Source organism: Bartonella elizabethae F9251 = ATCC 49927 (assembly GCF_000518165.1).
Classification (GTDB): domain Bacteria; phylum Pseudomonadota; class Alphaproteobacteria; order Rhizobiales; family Rhizobiaceae; genus Bartonella; species Bartonella elizabethae.
Genome location: NZ_JADB01000003.1, coordinates 201,944 through 220,798 on the forward strand (window position 1 = coordinate 201,944; position 18,855 = coordinate 220,798).

Annotated in this window: 15 protein-coding genes, 4 tRNA genes and 3 pseudogenes; 2 read left to right on the forward strand and 20 right to left on the reverse strand. The window is 39.0% G+C overall.

The window, feature by feature from the left end; translation table 11 throughout:
• The 12 genes from nuoK to T429_RS0104745 all read right to left on the reverse strand — a co-directional run bounded on the left by nuoK (position 1) and on the right by T429_RS0104745 (position 10,117).
• Positions 1 to 309, reverse strand: a complete 309-nt coding sequence (nuoK, locus tag T429_RS0104690; protein WP_005773589.1) for an NADH-quinone oxidoreductase subunit NuoK — start codon at positions 307 to 309, stop codon at positions 1 to 3.
• Positions 310 to 323: 14 nt separating this feature from the next.
• Positions 324 to 944, reverse strand: coding sequence for an NADH-quinone oxidoreductase subunit J (locus T429_RS0104695; protein ID WP_005773590.1), 621 nt, complete (start codon positions 942 to 944; stop codon positions 324 to 326).
• Positions 945 to 1,038: 94 nt separating this feature from the next.
• Positions 1,039 to 1,530, reverse strand: coding sequence for an NADH-quinone oxidoreductase subunit NuoI (gene nuoI, locus T429_RS0104700; protein WP_004860049.1), 492 nt, complete (start codon positions 1,528 to 1,530; stop codon positions 1,039 to 1,041).
• A 14-nt stretch (positions 1,531 to 1,544) separates the two neighbouring features.
• A complete protein-coding gene (nuoH, locus tag T429_RS0104705) occupies positions 1,545 to 2,591 on the reverse strand; it encodes an NADH-quinone oxidoreductase subunit NuoH (protein WP_005773591.1) in 1,047 nt (348 codons plus the stop codon).
• Positions 2,592 to 2,613: 22 nt separating this feature from the next.
• The gene (gene nuoG / locus T429_RS0104710) at positions 2,614 to 4,683 is read right to left on the reverse strand and encodes an NADH-quinone oxidoreductase subunit NuoG (RefSeq protein ID WP_005775117.1); all 2,070 of its coding nucleotides are present in this window, start codon (positions 4,681 to 4,683) and stop codon (positions 2,614 to 2,616) included.
• A 63-nt stretch (positions 4,684 to 4,746) separates the two neighbouring features.
• Positions 4,747 to 6,054 (reverse strand): NADH-quinone oxidoreductase subunit NuoF, encoded by a 1,308-nt coding sequence (nuoF, locus tag T429_RS0104715; RefSeq protein WP_005775116.1) that lies wholly within the window; start codon positions 6,052 to 6,054, stop codon positions 4,747 to 4,749.
• Positions 6,055 to 6,198: 144 nt separating this feature from the next.
• Complete coding sequence (gene nuoE / locus T429_RS0104720; RefSeq protein WP_005775115.1) at positions 6,199 to 6,873, reverse strand: NADH-quinone oxidoreductase subunit NuoE; 675 nt, start codon at positions 6,871 to 6,873, stop codon at positions 6,199 to 6,201.
• Positions 6,873 to 8,063 (reverse strand): NADH-quinone oxidoreductase subunit D, encoded by a 1,191-nt coding sequence (locus T429_RS0104725; protein ID WP_005775114.1) that lies wholly within the window; start codon positions 8,061 to 8,063, stop codon positions 6,873 to 6,875. Before T429_RS0104725 ends, nuoE begins: the two co-directional genes overlap by 1 nt.
• A gap of 120 nt (positions 8,064 to 8,183) precedes the next feature.
• Positions 8,184 to 8,792, reverse strand: coding sequence for an NADH-quinone oxidoreductase subunit C (locus T429_RS0104730; RefSeq protein WP_174767418.1), 609 nt, complete (start codon positions 8,790 to 8,792; stop codon positions 8,184 to 8,186).
• Between the two features lie 17 nt (positions 8,793 to 8,809).
• Entirely contained in the window at positions 8,810 to 9,391 is a 582-nt protein-coding gene (locus tag T429_RS0104735) for a NuoB/complex I 20 kDa subunit family protein (protein WP_005775112.1), read from the reverse strand.
• Positions 9,382 to 9,747: an NADH-quinone oxidoreductase subunit A gene (locus T429_RS0104740; RefSeq protein ID WP_005773599.1), complete on the reverse strand. Its 366-nt coding sequence runs from the start codon at positions 9,745 to 9,747 to the stop codon at positions 9,382 to 9,384. The genes T429_RS0104735 and T429_RS0104740 overlap by 10 nt, the downstream gene beginning before the upstream one ends.
• Positions 9,748 to 10,040: 293 nt before the next feature.
• Positions 10,041 to 10,117, reverse strand: a tRNA-Asp gene (locus T429_RS0104745).
• A gap of 173 nt (positions 10,118 to 10,290) precedes the next feature.
• Here T429_RS0104745 and T429_RS0104750 point away from each other — a divergent pair.
• Together T429_RS0104750 and T429_RS0104755 are read left to right on the forward strand one after the other, a co-directional pair.
• A tRNA-Val gene (locus T429_RS0104750) sits at positions 10,291 to 10,366 on the forward strand.
• A gap of 1,020 nt (positions 10,367 to 11,386) precedes the next feature.
• Positions 11,387 to 11,476: transfer RNA gene (locus T429_RS0104755), tRNA-Ser, on the forward strand.
• 191 nt (positions 11,477 to 11,667) lie between these two features.
• Here T429_RS0104755 and T429_RS0104760 read toward each other — a convergent pair.
• The 8 genes and pseudogenes from T429_RS0104760 to T429_RS0104805 all read right to left on the reverse strand — a co-directional run bounded on the left by T429_RS0104760 (position 11,668) and on the right by T429_RS0104805 (position 18,738).
• Positions 11,668 to 13,158, reverse strand: coding sequence for a replicative DNA helicase (locus tag T429_RS0104760; protein WP_005773600.1), 1,491 nt, complete (start codon positions 13,156 to 13,158; stop codon positions 11,668 to 11,670).
• Positions 13,155 to 14,136 (reverse strand): annotated as a pseudogene (locus T429_RS09790) (phage late control D family protein). Before T429_RS09790 ends, T429_RS0104760 begins: the two are co-directional and overlap by 4 nt.
• Entirely contained in the window at positions 14,136 to 14,390 is a 255-nt protein-coding gene (locus T429_RS0104770; protein ID WP_005773604.1) for a tail protein X, read from the reverse strand. The pseudogene T429_RS09790 and the gene T429_RS0104770 overlap by 1 nt, the downstream one beginning before the upstream one ends.
• Positions 14,387 to 14,524: pseudogene (locus T429_RS11275) on the reverse strand (phage tail protein); the annotation flags it as partial. The gene T429_RS0104770 and the pseudogene T429_RS11275, both read right to left, overlap by 4 nt.
• 36 nt (positions 14,525 to 14,560) lie before the next feature.
• A complete protein-coding gene (locus T429_RS0104780; protein WP_005773605.1) occupies positions 14,561 to 14,758 on the reverse strand; it encodes a 2-hydroxymuconate tautomerase family protein in 198 nt (65 codons plus the stop codon).
• Between the two features lie 500 nt (positions 14,759 to 15,258).
• Positions 15,259 to 16,992: pseudogene (locus T429_RS0104785) on the reverse strand (FAD/NAD(P)-binding protein).
• A 93-nt stretch (positions 16,993 to 17,085) separates the two neighbouring features.
• Entirely contained in the window at positions 17,086 to 18,234 is a 1,149-nt protein-coding gene (locus T429_RS0104795; RefSeq protein WP_244548677.1) for a YbfB/YjiJ family MFS transporter, read from the reverse strand.
• A gap of 427 nt (positions 18,235 to 18,661) precedes the next feature.
• Positions 18,662 to 18,738 (reverse strand) — tRNA-Arg (locus tag T429_RS0104805).
• Positions 18,739 to 18,855 lie beyond the last annotated feature (117 nt).

Consider the following 18,855-nt stretch of genomic DNA (forward strand, 5'->3'; position numbering starts at 1 on the left):
TTAGCCTTTCATTACATTAACATCTTCAACCGCAATGGAACCACGATTACGGAAAAAAACGACAAGAATTGCTAAACCAATGGCAGCTTCAGCAGCTGCGACGGTTAAAACAAATAAAGCAAATATCTGACCAACGAGATCATGAAGAAATGCCGAAAATGCAACAAAATTGATATTAACGGAGAGTAATATAAGCTCAATAGACATCAAAATAATAATCACATTTTTTCTGTTGAGAAAAATTCCAGCAATGCCAATTGTAAACATCAGAGCAGAAACAGTCAGATAATGCGCAATATCGATAGACATATCCATAGCCCCCCTTAAATACCTTTACCTGATTCAACTTGCTTGATTTCAATAGCACTTTCTACCGTTCTAGAAACTTGCTCCGCAATAGACTGTCGTTTGACTCCCGACTTATGGCGAAGTGTTAAAACAATAGCACCAATCATTGCAACTAATAAAATTATTCCAGCAATTTGAAAATAGAAAACATAATCCGTATAGAGAATATCTCCTAATGCTTGTGTATTTGTTCGCTGTCCTAAATCCGGCATTGATTGTGTAACATGCGTTCTTACAACTGGAGAAAAATGGCTACTCACAAAAACAACAATCAATTCTACAGCGATAATAATGCCAATAAGAGCTCCAATAGGTGCATATCGAAGAGCACCACTCTTTAACTCAGCAAAATCAACATCCAGCATCATTACGACAAATAAAAATAAAACAGCAACAGCTCCAACATAAACAACAAGCAGAATAAGCCCCAAAAACTCCGCTCCTGCAAGCAAAAATAAAGCCGCTGCATTAAAAAATGCAAGGATTAAAAATAAAACAGAATGCACAGGATTGCGTGCTGTAATAACAATCACTGCACTTGTTAACATCATAAAAGCAAACAAATAGAAAAATGCCGCCGCTAGATCTGTTAGCATAGGCTTCTCCTTAATTATTCAAACAATTGGTACAAACTTCATACCAGATTACACTTTATCGGAAAACTATCCGACACCTCATTGAGCGATACACTTAACGATAAGGTGCATCCATCAATATATTGCGAGCAATTTCTCGCTCCCAACGATCACCATTCATTAAAAGCTTTTCTTTATCATAATAGAGTTCTTCACGCGTTTCTGTTGCAAATTCAAAATTTGGACCTTCAACAATAGCCTCTACTGGACAAGCTTCTTGACAAAAACCACAGTAAATACACTTAACCATATCAATATCATAACGAACAGTTCTCCGCGTACCATCATTACGTCGCGGTCCTGCCTCAATTGTTATCGCTTGCGCAGGGCAAATTGCTTCACATAATTTACAAGCAATACACCGTTCTTCACCATTTGGATAGCGACGCAATGCATGTTCACCACGAAAACGTTGAGAAACAAAACCCTTTTCATAAGGATAATTAATCGTAGGCTTTGGCGAAAAAAATTGACGCATGGCTAAGAAAAAAGCACTCACAAACTCCAATAAAAGGAGTGACTTTGCCGCCTGAATAAAACCTGACATTGTAAAATCTCCTCTTAAACGAAATTCGTAAACTTTAAAAAAGCCGCAGTTATCACAACCATTGCCAGTGAGAGAGGAAGAAAAACCTTCCAACCAAGCCGCATGAGTTGATCATAGCGATAACGTGGAACAAACGCTTTGACCATAGCAAACCAAAAAAATATAAAACAAACTTTTAAAACAAACCAAATAACACCAGGAACCCAATTAAGCCACCAAACATCCAAAGGAGGCAGCCACCCCCCTAAAAATAAAATGGTTGTCAAAGCGCACATTAAAACAATAGCAACGTACTCACCAAGAAAGAAGAGCATGTAAGGCGTTGAAGAATATTCTACCATATGACCAGCAACAAGCTCAGACTCCGCTTCCACCAAATCAAATGGAGGACGGTTTGTTTCTGCAAGCGCAGAAATAAAAAATATAATAAACATTGGAAAAAGAATAAGCCAATTCCAATCAAGAAAACTATTAAAAGGAAGACCAAGACTTGTTCCAAGCCCGTGACTTTGTTTCTGCACAATTGTTGTAAGATCTAATGAACCACTTACTAAAATGACCGTCACAAGCACAAAACCAATAGAAACTTCATAAGAAACCATTTGTGCTGCTGAACGAAGAGCTCCTAAAAAAGGATATTTTGAATTTGATGCCCATCCCCCCATAATAACACCATAAACTTCAAGAGATGAAATGGCTAAGATATAAAGCAATCCAACATTAATCTTTGCGACCTCCCAGCCCTCATTGACAGGGATAACAGCCCAAGTTGATAAAGCAAGTGTCGCTGAAACAAAAGGCGCTAAAAGAAAAACCCCCTTATTTGCACCTGCTGGGATAATAGGTTCTTTCACAACAAATTTAATTAAATCTGCAAAAGACTGTAGTAATCCCCACGGACCAACAACATTGGGACCACGCCGTAATTGTACCGCAGCCCAAATCTTTCTATCTGCATAGAGAAGATAAGCAACTAAAACCAACAAAACAACCAAAAGAAGAAGTGTTTTTCCAATGATAATAAGTAATGGCAATAGCCAAGTCATAAAGAAATCATACATCATTATTCCTTTTCCTTTGCCCTTACTCTACAGCTTGCATAGCACGGCTTCTTGCAAGAGATGAACATTCAGCCATAACGGCAGAAGCACGTGCTATTGGATTTGTCAAATAAAAGTCTTTAACCATAGAAGTAAATGCTTGACTTTCTAGAGAAACCATTTTTGAACCAAGCGTCTTAAGACCACTTATATCAGAAGGCATTATATCATCAATGGCACAAAGATGTGGATAATCATTAAACAAGCATTGTCTTAATTGAGAAAGAGAATCAAAAGGGAGCCTTTGTCCTAAAACATCCGATAAGGCACGCAAAATAGCCCAATCTTCTTTTGCTTCACCTGGAGCAAAACCAGCCCGATTTGTCATTTGAACACGCCCTTCTGTATTTACATAAAGCCCTGATTTTTCCGTGTAGGCCGATGCAGGTAAAATAACATCAGCAGCGTGTGCACCATTATCACCATGGCTACCAATATAAATTTTAAAAGCTTTTATATTGGCCAATTCCACTTCATCAGCACCAAGCAAAAATAAAACTTCACAGGTTTTAAGAATATTTGCAACCCCAAGTTGAGACGTAAAACCTATGTCCAACCCTCCAACGGTCGACGCTGCATTATGAAGAACCCCAAACCCATTCCATTCTTCACTCAGAGCTCCAATATTATCCGCTAATTTAGCAAGGCTTTTTAAAACAGATAACCCTTTATTTCCGCAAACAGCCCCCTCTCCGATAAGAATAAGAGGCTTCTTTGCTTCTTTTAAAACATTAAAAAAAGCATCCTCTCCCCGAATAAGTGTCTTTAATGCGTCACTCCCAGATCCAAGATAAGAATAAGGATACCGTAAATCGACTTCCTCTCCAATGAGCGCGATAGGAAAATTTCCCATCCGTTGGCGTTTTAAAATACGCGCATTTAAAACAGCAGCTTCATGGCGTGGATTAGATCCCACAATAAGCAGGGCATCAGCCCGTTCAATCCCTGCAATTGTAGGATTAAAAATATAACTCGAACGCCCAAACTCAGGCGATAAAGCAACCCCTCGTTGACGACAATCAAAGAGCTTTGAACCCAACGAGATCAATAATGCTTTAAGGGCATACATTTCTTCAACAGAAGCAAGATCCCCAGCAATAGCTCCAATTTTTTCTGGCAAGATTTTTGAGAGAATCATTTTAATTTTTGCAAAAGCTTCTGTCCAACTGACAGGTTGAAGCTTTCCGTCTTTACGTACATAGGGTCTATCAAGTCGCTGAGTCCGTAATCCATCCCAAATAAAACGGGTTTTATCAGAAATCCATTCCTCATTTACATCTTCATTCGTACGCGGCATAATTCGCATAACTTCACGGCCGCGGCTATCAATACGGATCGCACTGCCAAGCGCATCCATAACGTCAATCGATTCTGTTTTAATCAATTCCCAAGGACGCGCATGAAAGGCATAAGGTTTTGAAGTTAAAGCTCCTACTGGACAAAGATCAATAACATTTCCCTGTAATTCAGATGTCATTGCTTTTTCAAGATATGTCGTAATCTCAGCATCTTCACCACGACCAATCAACCCAAGCTCAGAAATACCTGCTACTTCCGTTGTAAAACGAACACACCGTGTGCAATGAATACATCGTGTCATAACAGTTTTGACAAGAGGTCCAATATATTTATCTTCTACAGCACGTTTATTTTCTGTATAACGAGAACAATCACGCCCATAAAGCATTGCTTGATCTTGAAGGTCACATTCCCCTCCCTGATCACAAACAGGACAATCCAAAGGATGATTGATGAGAAGAAACTCCATCACACCTTCACGCGCTTTTTTTACCATCGCCGTATTGGTAAAAATTTCTGGTGCTTCACCATTAGGCCCCAGTCGTAAATCGCGAACCCCCATCGCACAAGAAGCCTGAGGTTTTGGAGGTCCACCCTTGACCTCAACCAAGCACATACGACAATTTCCAGCAATTGATAAAGTTTCATGAAAACAAAAACGCGGGACTTCAGCACCAGCCGCCTCCGCTGCCTGAAGCAACGTGTAGTAATCAGGGACTTCAATCTCTTTACCATCAACTTTGATATTTATCATCACCCATCCAACCTGCGGACAATCCACTTAAAATTTGCATTCGGTTGCTCTTAAAAAAATCTTCTATCCCACTGCTTCCAAAGCAATATTCTTTCTTTGAACAACATTTCGTGTATATTCATCAATCCTACGCTCGATTTCCGGACGAAAGTTGCGGATCAACCCTTGTACAGGCCATGCTGCAGCATCGCCAAGTGCACAGATCGTGTGCCCTTCAATCTGTTTAGAAACCTCAAATAGCAGATCAATTTCACGCTTTTGCGCTCTTCCCTCAACCATACGTCCTAAAAGGCGCATCATCCATCCCGTACCTTCACGACATGGTGTACATTGACCACAACTTTCATGCTTAAAAAAAGCTGATATCCGCCAAATCGCCTTGATAATATCGGTTGATTTATCCATCACAATCACACCCCCTGTGCCAAAAGAAGATCCGACATCGCGCATCCCATCAAAATCCATGATTGCATCAACCATATCTTCACCGCGAACAACCGGACAAGAAGCACCACCTGGAATAACGGCTAAAAGATTATTCCATCCGCCACGAATACCCCCCGTATGTTTTTCAATTAATTCACGGAAAGAAATACCGAGAGCTTCTTCAAAGGTACAAGGAGCATTCACATGCCCAGAAACCATAAACAACTTCGTTCCGACATTATTTGCACGCCCAATTGATGAAAACCACGAAGCCCCTCGACGTAAAATCGTTGGAACAACCGCTATCGATTCAACATTGTTGACGGTTGTTGGACAGCCATAAATCCCCATATTTGCCGGAAATGGTGGTTTGAGACGAGGTTGACCTTTTTTCCCTTCAAGACTTTCGAGAAGTGCTGTTTCTTCACCACAAATATAAGCACCAGCCCCATGATGAATAATAATATCACAAGCATGACCATATTTTGTTTTTTTTCCAAGCAAGCCTGCTTCATAACATTCATCCACAGCCGCTTGAAGCGCTTCACGCTCACGAATATATTCACCACGAATATAAATAAAAGCAACATTTGCTCCCATTGCAAACGTAGCAATAGCACATCCTTCAATCAAAGTATGGGGATCATGGCGTAAAATATCGCGGTCTTTACATGTTCCAGGCTCTGATTCATCAGCATTAACAACCAAATAATGAGGACGACCATCATTCTGCTTTGGCATAAAGGACCATTTCATTCCGGTAGGAAAACCAGCACCACCACGACCGCGTAAACCTGACGCCTTCACCTCTTCAATAATCCAATCACGACCTTTATCAATAATCTCTTTTAGGCCATTCCAATGCCCACGCAACATCGCAGCCTTTAATGATTTATCTTTTAAACCATAAATATTGGTGAAGATCCGATCTTTATCAGCAAGCATACCCCACCTTTTTTTCTATTACCCGTAGCATTTTTAGCTTTTCCTCAAATGCAATTTTTAAAAAACTTCTTAAAACTCTCTACTTTCAATTAAACGTCGTTATAATATGGATAAAATAATGAAATATCTTTTCAAAAAAATATCTCACTCAGATCCCATTCCTTTATGATCCTTTTTCTTTGAAGATTTGAGAGATTTCCTTTTTTCTTCATCCTCAAGAAGAGAGGTTAAACCACTAATCGGTTCCGATGATTTACGACTGTTTTGTGGCCCCACCGTTATTTCAGAACCTTTTCCTGCTTCAAATGCATCAATAATCTCTTCAAGACGCTCTGCTGTAAGATCTTCATAAGTATCTTTAAAAATCATAACCATAGGAGCATTCACACAAGCGCCAAGACACTCCACCTCCTCCCATGATAATGTTCCATCCTGATTAGTCGTAAAAGGTTCATGATGAATTTTTTTCTGACAAACTTTAATCAATTCATCAGAACCACGTAACATACAAGGAGTCGTACCACACACCTGAATATGCGCTTTTGTTCCTACAGGCTTAAGCTGAAACTGAGTATAAAAAGTAGCAACTTCTAAAACACGAATATACGCCATAGAAAGAATTTGAGCAATATGCTCAATTGCAGCACGTGTCACCCAACCATCTTGCTCTTGTGCACGCATTAATAACGGAATAACAGCCGATTGTTCGCGCCCTACAGGATACTTTTCTATAGTACTTTTCACCCATATCTGATTTTCCTTTGTAAAAGAAAATTCTGTGGGCTGATAGACATCATCTGCAAGACGGCGTACGGACATTAGCGATCAACCTCCCCAAAAACAATATCAATTGAACCCAAAATAGCTGTAGCATCCGCCAACATATGGCCTCTGGTTAAAAAATCCATAGCTTGAAGATGAGCAAACCCAGGAGCACGCAACTTAACACGATAAGGCTTATTGGTTCCATCAGAAACAAGATAAACACCAAACTCACCCTTTGGCGCTTCTACTGCAACATAGACTTCTCCAGGAGGCGTATGAAAACCTTCCGTATAGAGTTTAAAATGATGAATTAGCGCTTCCATCGAGCTTTTCATTTCACTTCGCTTTGGTGGTACAATTTTGCGATCCAAACTCGAAACGGGTTCATTCTTTTCAGTCCCCAATAATCGTTCTACGCATTGACGCATAATTTTTGCTGATTGGCGCATTTCTTCCATACGAATAAGATAACGATCATAACAATCACTATTTTTACCTATAGGAATATCAAATTCCATTTCATCATAACATTCATAAGGTTGACTTTTACGCAAATCCCATGGCACACCAGCTCCACGGATCATAACCCCAGAAAAACCACGCGCCCAAGCTTCGTCAATACTGACAACACCAATATCCACATTACGCTGTTTAAAAATTCGATTTGGTGTCACAAGCGCATCAAGTTTTCCAAGAGAAACAAGAAACGGATCAATAAAATTACCAATATCCTCAACTAAAGATTCGGGTAAGTCTTGATGCACACCACCGGGACGAAAATAATTTGCATGAAGACGAGCACCACAAGCACGCTCATAAAAAATCATCAATCTTTCACGTTGCTCAAACCCCCAAAGCGGTGGGGTCAAAGCACCAACATCCATCGCTTGTGTCGTTACATTAAGCAAATGATTAAGAATACGCCCAATTTCAGAAAACAAAACACGTATCAATTGCCCTCTTTTAGGAACTTTAATACCCAACAACTTTTCAATTGCAAGAACAAAAGCATGTTCCTGATTCATAGGAGCAACATAATCTAAACGATCTAAATAAGGCCCCGCTTGAAGATAAGTCTTTGTTTCCATTAATTTTTCAGTACCGCGATGCAATAACCCAATATGTGGATCTACACGCTCAACAACTTCACCGTCCAACTCCAAAACCATGCGCAAAACGCCATGCGCTGCAGGATGCTGCGGACCAAAATTGATATTAAAGTTTCGAACATTGACCTCAGCCACAATCAACCCCTTATTTTTTTAAAACTTCATATCAAATCTTAAAAAAAATCTATCATACTAAAAACATTTAACTACTTAATAAATACACGATTCTAATATAATGCCTTATCAAAACCAATCTTATTTTTTTCCATCTTCTTTTCCATCACAGGGTAAAATATATTCTGCTCCTTCCCAAGGAGAAAGAAAATCAAAATTACGCATTTCTTGGCGCAAAACAACAGGCTCATAAATGACCCTTTTTGCTTCGTTATCATAACGGCATTCAACAAATCCTGTTACAGGAAAATCTTTGCGTAAAGGATAGCCTTCAAACCCATAATCTGTTAAAATCCGTCTCAAATCTGGATGATCTGAAAATAAAATCCCATACATATCATAGGCTTCTCGTTCATACCACTCTGCACCAGGATAAACCGCGCAAGCTGAAGTAACAGGCGTATTTTCATCTGTGCGAACTTTGACACGTAAGCGTAAATTCTCACGAGGAGATAATAATTGGTAAGAGACATCAAAGCGCTTATCGCGAGAAGGATAATCCACACCACTAATATCTGTAAGATTAATAAATTGACAGCGAGAATCATCACGAACAAACATTAAGACATCGGTAATTGCATCAAGACGTGCCACAATGGTTAATTCACCAAAAGCAAGAACGGACTCTTCAAGTTTATTGCCTAACTTGTTTTTCAAATAAACCGCAAGTTCAACTAATGCTTCATCCATCATAACACGAAAACTCTCTAACGCTCTATGGATCCGGTACGACGGATTTTTTTCTGTAACAACAATATTCCGTATAATAATGCCTCTGCTGTAGGCGGACACCCTGGAACATATATATCTACAGGCACGATACGATCACATCCACGCACCACTGAATAGGAATAATGATAATATCCCCCACCGTTTGCACATGACCCCATAGAAATCACATAACGTGGCTCTGGCATCTGATCGTATACTTTTCTTAAAGCAGGTGCCATCTTATTTGTTAGAGTCCCTGCGACCACCATCACATCAGATTGACGGGGTGAAGCTCGTGGTGCATATCCAAAACGCTCATTATCATAATGAGGCATTGAGCATTGCATCATTTCAATAGCACAACAAGCCAAACCAAAACTCATCCACATCAAAGAACCGGTACGTGCCCAAGTAATCAAGGTATCTGCTGAGGTAACTAAAAAACCTTTATCTGATAATTCAGCATTAATATCACGAAAAAACTTATCATCTGATCCTATCAATTTACCCGTATTGGGGTCAATGATTCCTTTTGGTTTTGGAGCGGTAATCGTTGAATTATTAGATCTTAATTCCATTCAAGAGCTCCTTTTTTCCATTCATATATAAATCCAATAGTCAAAATCGCTAAAAACACAATCATCGACCAAAAGCCAAACATACCTATCGATTCGAATGAAACAGCCCAAGGAAAAAGAAAAGCAACTTCAAGATCAAAAATAATAAATAAAATTGAAACCAAATAGAAACGAATATCAAACTTCATACGTGCATCACTAAATGAATTAAACCCACATTCATACGCCGATAACTTTTCAGGATCGGGAGAACGATACGCTACAATGTAAGGTGTAATCAATAAAACCCCAGCAATAACCGCTGAGACAATAATAAAAATCAAGACTGGCAAATAAGAGCTCAATAAATAAGCCATAACCCTCTTCCATCTTAATAAAATGCCTGAATTTAACATAATGATCCGATATTGCGAAATCAAACAGACAAATTTAATAATCGCTCTATTAATTCTACTCACACTGCTTGAAAGGTATACAGAGCGATACTTTTCTTATCGGCATAGGTAACGCAGAGCAACAAAAGACGCAAGCCCTATTCTCAACAAACCATGTAAAAAGGAAGAAAAAATATATCCCCCCTAAATTAGACACTCTACCTAATTCACAGCACATGAATACAGTAAAAAGAAATCCATAAAGAAATATAAAATGGCGCGAGTGACGGGGCTCGAACCCGCGACCTCCGGCGTGACAGGCCAGCACTCTAACCAACTGAGCTACACCCGCGCATTCTTTTGCACCAATTTATTCTCGGTACAAGCGGTCGTGTAAGGGGTTCGTTCGTTTATGTCAAGAAGGATTATGCATTTTTTAAAAAAATTATCAAATAACATCTTTATTCTTGCGTTTAGAAAATTTTTTCCTTAAAGAGGACCCATTCAGTTGCTGATCATTGCATTGGGCGATTAGCTCAGCTGGTAGAGCGCCTCGTTTACACCGAGGATGTCGGGAGTTCGAGTCTCTCATCGCCCACCATATTCTTTTACTTTTTATTTAAATTACTGATTTTGAATATTTTTTAAGAAGTGAGATATGCCTGAATAAATATAAGGGTGTAGATTTTTGAAATTTTTTTGTTAAGCTTTATGCTTTTGATTTATGCCTGATTAGTACTGTTAAGTTGTATTCTTTAAAATACACAGTTTAACAAATGCTCTAGCATTTTCAGAATCGCTTTCCATCTCTTTAATATCGTTCAAAAAATTAAAAGATGTTATTATGAAAGTTTTGATTCTTTCATAAAAGGACTTCTCTCTATTGATCTAAGTGTATCGCTCAAAAAGCTTGTTCCTCTATTCAAATCAATCCCTTGCTAATCTTATAGAAAAAAGTGTTATAAATATAGCTAATTTTCAGTCTTGCTTGGAAGAATTTTTACACCGCCAATGCAAATCTTGCGTAAAATTTTATTCAAATAGTGTAAGAATTAATAAAACTCACTGTTAATCAATAAAAACTTTGCCGTGATTATTTACTGAATTTTTCAGTTTTTTCTCTATGAGAGTAAATCAGCTGTTTTCTTCAAGTAAATCTTTAACTGTACGATATATCTAATTTATCTCTCGTAAACTGTCAGAACAATGATATCTTCTTTTCGCACAATATGGATGATCTAAATAGAGTAAATATCTGGAAAGGTAAACTAATTCAAAAATATACGTCCGAAAAAAATTTACTGTAATTTATAAAACATCCCCAACTAAACATATCTTATCATTAAGAAAATGATTGTCAGAAATTTTAACAATAAAAATATTGTTTTCTGAAAAACTTTTAGACAGGAAAATGAAATGATAACTGTCATATTTGCCTTTTATTTTTTCAAAAAAAACTATTATGTTTACAAGTAAAAATATTAAGGTAACACACTCAAAGAATTGACTTATGAGGAATTATTTTGTTTGAAATTTAAAATAATTTGACAAAAACACTTTAGAATACGTATTAAAATGATTGACCTTTTGTAAGAAGTTTGTCAAAAAGCGTATCTAATTTGGAGGGGTGGCCGAGCGGTTTAAGGCACCGGTCTTGAAAACCGGCGTGCAGGAGACTGTACCGTGGGTTCGAATCCCACCCCCTCCGCCACAGCACTTTTATTGTTGTAGCTTGCCAGCAGGTTTTGTATATTTTGACACTAGGTTTTGTACCAATTTATTTTCTTTCACATGATTTTTAAGGGGTTCTCAAAGGGTCTTCAAAGGGTGTTTTAAGATTCGTCATTTTTTATGAGAACCTATGGGATTTTGCTTCTCAATCATCAGATCACTATTTTGCGCTCAAGCGGATATTTCTGGAAAGTTGTCGTTATCCGTTAGGTCATAGAAGCATGTAAAGTCAGATTGGAAAGCCAGAGGGACGATTCCTGTTGGTCCATGACGTTGCTTGGCTATGACAACCTCAGCTTTGCCCTTAACTTGCTCCATTGCTTCTTTCCATTTGTGATATTCAGCACTGCCTTCTTTTTGTTCTTCATTTTTGAGATAATATTCTTCACGATAAACAAACAACACAATATCGGCATCTTGCTCGATTGAACCTGATTCACGTAAATCGGAGAGTTGGGGACGTTTATCTGTTCTATTTTCAACTTGTCGCGATAATTGTGAAAGCGCAATGATGGGAATATTGAGTTCCTTTGCAAGTGCTTTAAGCCCCATAGTAATGGCTGTAATCTCTTGAACGCGGTTTTCAGAAGAACGCTTTGAACCGCTTGTCATCAGTTGAATATAATCAATAATCAAAACATCTAGACCATGTTGTCGTTTAAGACGCCTTGCACGCGCGGCTAGTTGCGCAAGAGATACAGCTCCCGTTTGATCGATATAAAGAGGAATGGTTTGAAGGGAATGCGTCATATGAACAATGTTTATAAACTGATCATCAGAAAGATTACCCCGTCGTATATCAGAAGAAGAAACCTTTGTTTGTTCAGAAATAATACGGGTTGCAAGCTGTTCTGTTGACATTTCAAGGGAGAAGAAACCGACAATCCCCCCTTCACTGGCTTGGCTGGCATCATGATTCTTGCAAACATTGGCAATATTAAAGGCAATATTGGTTGCAAGGGACGTTTTACCCATCCCAGGGCGCCCTGCTAGGATAATCAAATCAGATGGTTGCAACCCGCCCATTTTTTCATCAAGAGTTTTAATATGGGTTGCCATGCCAGAGAGCTGTGAAGAACGCTTTTTTGCAGCACTTGCCATGTTAATGGCTTTTACAATAGCTCTATCAAAGTTTTCAAAACCCCCTCCATATTTGCCTTTTTCTGCCAATGCAAACAACTGATTTTCAAGCGCTTCAATTTGTTGCGAAGGGGTAAGTTCTAGAGGAGAAACAAAAGAGCTATTTACAATTTGAGTGCCAAGGTTAATTAAAGAACGCCGAATAAACAGATCATAAATAACCTGTCCATAATCTCGAGTATTGATGATTGTGACAGCTTCTTTGGCTAAACGAACAACATAATTAAAGACTGTGATATCTCTAATTTTCTCATCATTTGCAATAAAGGGCTTCATGGTAATCGGGTCTGCAACTTTTCCCTTTTGAACAATTGTTAAGATGATATCAAAAAGCCTTTGATGGAAGGCTTTTAAAAAATGTTCTGGTTTGAGAAAATCAGAAATGCTCTCAAGAGCATCATTATTGATCATGATTGCCCCGAGCAGCGCTTGTTCTGCTTCAATATTATGGGGAAGTTGCCGAAAAGAAGGGGAAAAATTGTCTCTTGGGTTTTCTGTTTCTAACACGTTTAGGTTTCTCATGCCTCTTTCCCCTTATCTGGTGCCTCTAGCGTGATTTCTGTGGTGTATCCGCTTTGCTTTTCATAGCAATGGGTCACGGTTGCAGCATGCCACGTGCCATTGATTTCGCCTCGAAACCCTTGAAGCAAAAGCGGTTGACCGGCCATGATTTCAGGGCGCCCCTCAAGGCTTAAAGAACCACTACCCATGGCTCGACAAAGCCTATCCGACTCAGAAAGCAGCCGCAGCTTGTGCTTCTTGCTCACAAGGGTAGCACGTCCGCAGACGGCGAATGGGCCCCGTATACCTTGTGCGATGTGTAACAACGTGCTGTTGCCCTTTTGCGCGATCAAAATATCGTGCTTCTATCATGCTATATTGGGTGCGTGGCTCGAGACTAAATTCCCAATGCGAACACTCCTGTTGATGAATTGTCTGGAGGGGGAGATTGTCCCCGCTTAAAAATAAAAACTTATTGTCTTTGATCAAAAAACGCGCCTGCATCCGATCAGAAAGCCTAGTTAAAAAATCAATCGCCGATTGATCGGTGCGTACCACATAAGGAAGAGTCTGTTTGGTGAATTTTGGGCTCACCTTTGCTTGATAACCATGACGTTTGGCAAGGGTCTCAACAATCTCAGCAATGGTTTTGTGGTCAAAATGTTCGCTGTCCTGTTCTTTGATCTCCGCACGCATCGAGGCGCTTTTGCCACAAAGGCGCAAAATCTCTCCATCACTGCCCCCACAACTGATCACCGTCTCCACAATAAAACGCCCCATAAAGGCACGAATGCTGTCCTGATAGCCAAAGGTGACATGGAGTGCACTGTTACTGGAGGGAATCTCTAAATCATTGCCGCTATCATCAAATTCCGCCTCGAATGTATCGGCTTCATTACCCGCATTGTCTGTGATGGTTGCCGTTAAAAGACGTTGGTAAAAAACTTCATGAACAAGCTTATCCCCTACCTTCACCTCAATAAAGGGATGTGTGCGCATTAATCCCATAGCCGTTTGACCACGCTGTTCTTTTCTTGGGGGATAAATTCAGGCAGAAAAACTTTTAAGCCCCGCGGCAAAAAAGCATCATACCCAGCGATCTCTGGATTAGCCTCCAGTGTAGCTTCTAAATAACCTTTCAGTAAACCCGCTTGCCTCCGATCTCCTAAAACAGACAAGACATGATGATAACAAATCAGGTCTAAACTCATATCCTCTAATTCAATCACGAGCTGCTTTGCGGGGATCTTCATGGCATATCCTCCTCTTGCTCCCCTTGGTATTGCCCTATTTGATATGGCCCCACTTGATATTGACCTTGTGGTTTTCCCCCATCAAAAAACGGCAACAGACTAATGGAATGGCGAATACGCCCCGATTGACCAGATTAATTTGTCATAAAATTCATAAAGTTATTCACTATTTAAAGTTTTCTTAATTCCGTCACTGGAACACCACCAATTCCCCAATTATCCGTGTCCACTTCATCAATTACGACAACAGTCGTTCTCGGATTTTTATTAAGAACATCAACCAATAATTGAGTGGCTCCTTCAATCAGCTGTCGCTTTTGTTCAGAGGTAACATCTTCATTAGTAATTTTAATGTTTACGTAAGGCATAGGATCTCCATAATTTATAAATATTGAATAAAGTAGCTAAAATAAACGAACATGAAAAGATTAACACATAACAGATATGCATCTTAAAATTAGTATTTATCGGCGATAACATGCAGGTTGCGAGCAGAAAAATAGTGTTTATTGATACACGAAAAAGAAATTGAGCAGAGATAAATAAATCAATCCAGACTAAATAGTCTGAGACTTCATAGGCTATCGGCGCCCCTCGTAAAGGAAAGATCAAAGTAAAGGGCATGTATAGCATCGTCGAAAGCAAATAACCTGTAACCGTATCTTCATCCAACAGAACAAATAGCCAAGTTCTTATTGAAATAGACGTCAGAAAAACGAAGCGCATCAATATTATTGCTATAGTGGATACTGATGACATGCGGACCAAAAAAATTTTCATAACATCAATGTACATTAACTGTCGAATCTTTGCCTGAGTAGCGATGAAAAAGCTGCTCGTACATGTCAATAACACAGCGCCCTGCATCCTACAGTGCTCGCGAATTAACGAACGGTCTAGGCAAAATATATGTATAAAAGTTTATTCCCTCTACGGGGTTACCCAACACCCATAGTGTGTTTTGTACTTGTCCTTCTGTGTTTATAGGATGCTGATGACAATCAATGTCAATACCACCGGGATGATATCCATGATTGATAAATGGCCTAATAATGCCCTGAGAAACAAGATTGCGAATAAAAGAAGAATTGTCATCAAAAAGAGAAAAACTATCAATCTTAGCTTTTATCAGCACATCTCCTTCAACTAAACTACTCTCATCTTGGAAAATGGGATGTATTTCGAAACGACCAGTATCAGCATTGAGAACCAATGTGGGGGACGGGCCGCCAGCCAGAGTTACAATACCAGCTTCCATCAATGCCTTCAGTTCTTTGTTCCGCTGCATCGGGGGTCCTACAGAAATACGATTGAAATTCGGATTGAAATGTTCAATAAAGTATTTATGAGATGAATCCGTTAACCCACCAAAATCGATTGCAGCGCGTAAGATATCTCGAACATCTCGCAACACATCCGTAGCTGCCTTCACTGGGCCATCAACATTACCTGCAGTAGAAGCAAAAAGATCTTCCTCCAAGTACTCAATAAAGAATTGTGTATAGTCATCCAAAGATGTGAATGTTTTATTTTGATGAGGATATAATAACTCTTGAATACACTGCTTATCTTTAGGAGTAACAATATAAGATTCAGGGGAGAGCCAACGCCCCAGTTGCGTACTTCGATAAACGTAGCTCATTTCTTTAAGCAACAATGGTAAAATCTGCGTTTCAAAATTTATCTGTGGCGAACCGGTAGCAATGCTATATTGTTCACCATCACCTTTCTGATTAACTCCACGGCTACTAAAAGGCAATGTTTGACGAGAAAATAGAGCTATCGTAGGCTCTTTTCCGCTTGGTATGTAGTGCAACTGACCAGCATCTTCAGTAAAATTACCACCGCGACCATAAGTCAATTGCGATAAAACATCATAGGCGCTTAATCCAATTCCTTGCATCAAAACATGAGATCGAGGCGCTATAGAATTCAGCTGTTCGATTGGATAAGGAGTTGAATAATAGTCTAAAAGCGCATTTTTTATTTGATGAGCAGCCACAAACTGTTGCAAACTCTCATCATGCTGAGAATATATATTCTTACCATGGCCTGTCGTGATATAAACGAAATCTGCACTGTAATGATGACCGTCTGCCAGAACAATATCCATCTTATTGTTCTCTGGGCAAAGATGGAGATTTTCAGCTCTTTGTCGAATCTCCTTAATACGAATACCTGAAGGTAAATTCTGTGTGAACTCTCTGTAAGCCAAAGATAGATATTCGCCTAATAAGCGACGTGATAAATAATCATTTTCTTTGATCTCTCTCCCATCATATTTTGTACGAGAAAAAACACCGTTAATATTACGATAGCCTTGTTGAATAGCCCATTGATAAAAATTGGGACCTTTACGAATAAGACCCACATTCTTAACTGTATCATCACCAAACAAAGTAATTTGACAAGCTACTGTGTTAACCAACAAATGATCTGGCTAGTGTATACTATGCACGCCAGTTCCCATCTCGTTGGGATCAATCAATAAAATATCAATATTCCCAGAAAATGGATAATGACAATAAAGCGTGAGCAAACGTTCAAGAATACTGATTCCACGAGGGCCAACGCCTAAAATAGCAACTGTAGAGTGAAGCATATTATCATCCCCCTATAATAATTCAACCTTCATAAAATATTTAAAAAATGGCTTGACAAATTTTCTCAGCCTTTAGTGAAAGTTACAAATTTATCAAACACCAACTATCTTTTTACAAAGACAATATTGACAGATTCCGGCAGCGGCAAAAAGTGCTAAGGCACCACAGATAACCGAAAATATAATAGTATATGAACCAAATTGCATAAGACCGGTCAATAAAGGCCCCAGTATTTGGCCGAAACCGTAAGTTAATGTAATAAATCCGAATAAATTTATACCATATGGTGCACGTAAACGCTTGGCTAACAGCATAACCAAACAGGTCGTCCCCATAAAAGTGAATCCAAAACCTAGGCAATTGAAGATGACCAAAATAGGAAACTGGTTGAAGAGTGTCAATAAGACGCATCCTGCTTGGATAAGCAAATTGAACATCAGACAACGTAATATCCCCCACCGATGTGCAGCCCACAACCAGATAAAACAACTGGGAACAATGGCACTTCCAACAAGCGACCATAAGTGACTCGCAAGGAGTTGGAAATGAAATGTTTTAGCCATCAAAGGAAGATATGTTGCGACAATAATGTAACCGAATCCGGCTAACCCATAAAGTAGAGCGAGTTCCCACCAAACAATATTTTCATGCACTAACGGTACCTTAACAGAAAATTGAGGCACATCAATACGCCGTGGAAACAGAATAAATAATAAAAGCAGCAATACAACAGATATTAAGCCGGCTCCCAACCAAATATTTGTCGCGTCAAGCGCCTTATTCAAACCAATGATAACGTATTCATTACCCAGTAGAATACCAACTCCTACACCTGCATAAAGCGAAGCAACAACCCGCCCGTTATGGCTATGCTGCATAACCATAATAGAACCAAAAACCATCATCGCTGCACTTGCAACACCAGCAATAAAACGGATTAAAAAAACTAAGTAAAAGCTTGCCGTTAATGCCATGGAGATAATAAGTGCACTCGTCACTATGGCCGCACCAGATAGCATGCGAGGAGCAAGAGAGATATTCCCAATTCTACCAAACGTAAAGAACATACTCCCAACTAAATAACCACCATAATTAGCACTGGCTATATAAGAAAGTTGATGAAAGGTAAACAACCCCTCATCCAACATAACTGGCAATATCGGTGTATAGAGGAATCGCCCAATACCCATCCCCAAAGTCATGACAACCATACCGAATAAAGCGATTTTGAAAGAATTCAAATCTAGATGATTATTTTCCCCCCCATTCCTTATTATTCCTTTAACTGGTTATATTTCTCATCCGCGTCTCATCTTATCATAACAGCCTTTAGCTCAAAAAATAAAAGCAGATCTCTTTATTTTAATGACCATTACAATATATTTAATGTTCTAGTGTCAACATCACTGAATCAATGACATAATAACAGATTGAATTAAATGTGTTTTTATGTTATCCATCGATCTTTGTTTTTTATCTCGATATTTTAAATGATTAACTGAAACAATTATAGATGCAGTCATAAATTTTACTTCTTTCAAAATCATTTTTTCATTTGCGGCAAAACTGAATAAACAACTCAACTGATTTGCCACTCATTTTCATAAAAAGGAATTCTGCTTCTTCTAGGGGAAATTGTTATTGAGGCTGATATGAAATTGAAGAGTTTGGTGCACCCGACAGAATTCGAATCTGTGACCTCTGCCTTCGGAGGGCAGCGCTCTATCCAGCTGAGCTACGGGTGCTTTACACCGATTATCAAAATCAGTTGTGGTCTTTTAACTAATCATACGATCAGCTTCAATGTTTAAATGATCATTCTCATAAAAAAATTACTTATTTGTAATTTATCTAACAACGCA

What these genes read in the sequence shown, in the direction of transcription:
- T429_RS0104740 (WP_005773599.1), bottom strand. Translation starts at nt 9,747, where the DNA reads ATGGCTTATTTATTGAGCTCTTATTTGCCAGTCTTGATTTTTATTATT.
- T429_RS0104730 (WP_174767418.1), bottom strand. Translation starts at nt 8,792, where the DNA reads ATGGATGAAGCATTAGTTGAACTTGCGGTTTATTTGAAAAACAAGTTA.
- nuoG (WP_005775117.1), bottom strand. Translation starts at nt 4,683, where the DNA reads ATGATAAATATCAAAGTTGATGGTAAAGAGATTGAAGTCCCTGATTAC.
- nuoK (WP_005773589.1), bottom strand. Translation starts at nt 309, where the DNA reads ATGTCTATCGATATTGCGCATTATCTGACTGTTTCTGCTCTGATGTTT.
- nuoI (WP_004860049.1), bottom strand. Translation starts at nt 1,530, where the DNA reads ATGTCAGGTTTTATTCAGGCGGCAAAGTCACTCCTTTTATTGGAGTTT.
- T429_RS0104735 (WP_005775112.1), bottom strand. Translation starts at nt 9,391, where the DNA reads ATGGAATTAAGATCTAATAATTCAACGATTACCGCTCCAAAACCAAAA.
- nuoE (WP_005775115.1), bottom strand. Translation starts at nt 6,873, where the DNA reads ATGTCCGTACGCCGTCTTGCAGATGATGTCTATCAGCCCACAGAATTT.
- T429_RS0104760 (WP_005773600.1), bottom strand. Translation starts at nt 13,158, where the DNA reads ATGAGAAACCTAAACGTGTTAGAAACAGAAAACCCAAGAGACAATTTT.
- nuoF (WP_005775116.1), bottom strand. Translation starts at nt 6,054, where the DNA reads ATGCTTGCTGATAAAGATCGGATCTTCACCAATATTTATGGTTTAAAA.
- T429_RS0104780 (WP_005773605.1), bottom strand. Translation starts at nt 14,758, where the DNA reads ATGCCTTACGTAAACATTAAAATTACTAATGAAGATGTTACCTCTGAA.
- T429_RS0104770 (WP_005773604.1), bottom strand. Translation starts at nt 14,390, where the DNA reads ATGAAGATCCCCGCAAAGCAGCTCGTGATTGAATTAGAGGATATGAGT.
- T429_RS0104695 (WP_005773590.1), bottom strand. Translation starts at nt 944, where the DNA reads ATGCTAACAGATCTAGCGGCGGCATTTTTCTATTTGTTTGCTTTTATG.
- nuoH (WP_005773591.1), bottom strand. Translation starts at nt 2,591, where the DNA reads ATGTATGATTTCTTTATGACTTGGCTATTGCCATTACTTATTATCATT.